The following is a 2,052-nucleotide window of genomic DNA, read 5'->3' on the forward strand; positions in this document are numbered from 1 at the left end:
GCGTATACGTCTCCACCGTCTGATGTGCCTGCTGCCCAAACGCCGCAACTATCTGCGCCTCGGCCTGAACCTGACGCTTCAACTGCTCGCCATCCCAGGTCTTGTCCAGTCCGTTGGCACCGTCGCCACTCAGTACATCCCGGTCCAGGCCCGCGACCGTCTGCGCCGCACCATCGCGTATCTCCAGCGCTCCGCTGCTGATCCCGCTGCGCGTCACGCTATCGGTGCTGCCGCTGGCCTTGCTCATGCCTGCCGAGGCCCCACTCAATCCGCTGCCGAAGTTCTCCCAGGCACCCTCCTGGCCGCGCTCTACCGTGTTGACCGAGCCTTCCCGGCCCCCACCCGACTCAACCGTATCATCCCCAGCTTTGCCAGTTGCCGAACTGTGGCTGTACCCGCCGCCCAGGCTGATGCCGCTGGCTTTGTAATCACTGTGGTTGGCTATGTCACTGGCGCTGAGCGTGCCTGTCGAGAGCCGGTTGCGGCCCGCCTCCACCGCCTCACGGGCGCTGGCAATCACCGCGCCTCTCAGGTCTGTGTGGCCTGCCACATCGACATCAAATCCGCCCCAGCATCATAAAAATTCAATTTACACAATACCTAACGTGATCCACATAAAGGGCGGGACCGCATATATTCACTAGAGCAATCACCAGTGTAATGATATCCATGACGAATCATACAAACCTGAAAATCAAACTCCAACCGAGTACGGAACGTCTCACTACTTTCCCCAGGAATTCTCTTGCTTCTGTCCAGCGAAAAATTGCCATTAGACTGCCCGCCACAATCCACCCAATCTCTTAGCCGACTTTCCTGCGTCATCCCATCTTTAACCCAGTAGTCACTATAGGGTTTTATAGAATTCAACATCCTCTTGCGCTCAAGAGAACATGGGCCATTTATACACTGACCATATAAGCACCCCGACAGTGACGCAAGCAAACAAAAAAAACCAAAAGCATAAAAAAACCTCTTCATCTCATTTCTCGCAAAAGAATTGAAATTGCGTTCCAAACTTCCGGAGGCAATGCCTCTGCCGCAGCAAAGGGTGCTGACACGGGTATGGCGATTTCACTCCAACGATCATGCAAAAACACTTTCATATCGCTCCTGCCTCGTGCAGCATTCCCCTGCTCATCATACAAACCACTCAGACTCCCTCCTACATAATCGTGCGTACCCGCAAAAGCTTCTATCAGCTTGTCCTGCCAGCTACCTGACTCATACTGTCTGCCGAACAAAGTCCCTTTCATGCCCTGTATCCCGCCAGTAAGACCGGCCATTTTCTGCCCATCTTCGGTTCCTAACCACGCAGCAAGGGATTGTCCTCCAGCCCCATCACGATTCCACTGGACTTGTCCCTTATCATTTAGCGCCAAACTTCCATCGTCGTTGGTCATACACCGCTTGTTATCCGACCCACACAACGCGTCCAAATCAGCCCGCGTCCCCCCCAGCTTGATCCCATCTCCCCGCACGCCCACACTCGGCCCTGAAATATTGTCCAGCACGTTACCCTCATCATCGACCACGCCCACGAATGTCCGCGAATCCTCGATCATGATCTTGCGCATCTCATCCGCTGCCGCAGACAGGGCCTCCTTGGTCACGGCGCTACCACCCATGCCGGTGACTGCGCCTATCAGCACATTCAACACTCGCTCTTCCAACAGCACCTCGTCCAGTCGCGCCTGGATTTCAGCACGCTCTTGTTCCGAGGCTGTCTCCAGCCTCTCATAGAGTGTTTCCCTGGCCTTCTGCGTATACGTCTCCACCGTCTGATGTGCCTGCTGCCCAAACGCCGCAACTATCTGCGCCTCGGCCTGAACCTGACGCTTCAACTGCTCGCCATCCCAGGTCTTGTCCAGTCCGTTGGCACCGTCGCCGCTCAGCACCTCCCGGTCCAGGCCCGCCACTACGGTCTCGGCATCCTGGCCCGTGGCCGTCTGCGCCGCACCATCGCGTATCTCCAGCGCTCCGCTGCTGATCCCGCTGCGCGTCACGCTATCGGTGCTGCCGCTGGCCTTGCTCATGCCTGCCGAGGCCCCA

2 pseudogenes are annotated in these 2,052 nt (G+C 57.0%); both read right to left on the minus strand.

Annotation, left to right across the window (positions count from 1 at the left end):
* Positions 1-550: pseudogene (locus DD235_RS16645) on the minus strand (hypothetical protein); the annotation flags it as partial.
* Positions 551-977: 427 nt separating this feature from the next.
* Positions 978-2,052, minus strand: a pseudogene (locus DD235_RS16655) (hypothetical protein); the annotation flags it as partial.

The organism is Corticimicrobacter populi, from assembly GCF_003123725.1.
In the GTDB taxonomy this organism is placed as follows: Bacteria; Pseudomonadota; Gammaproteobacteria; order Burkholderiales; family Burkholderiaceae_B; genus Corticimicrobacter; species Corticimicrobacter populi.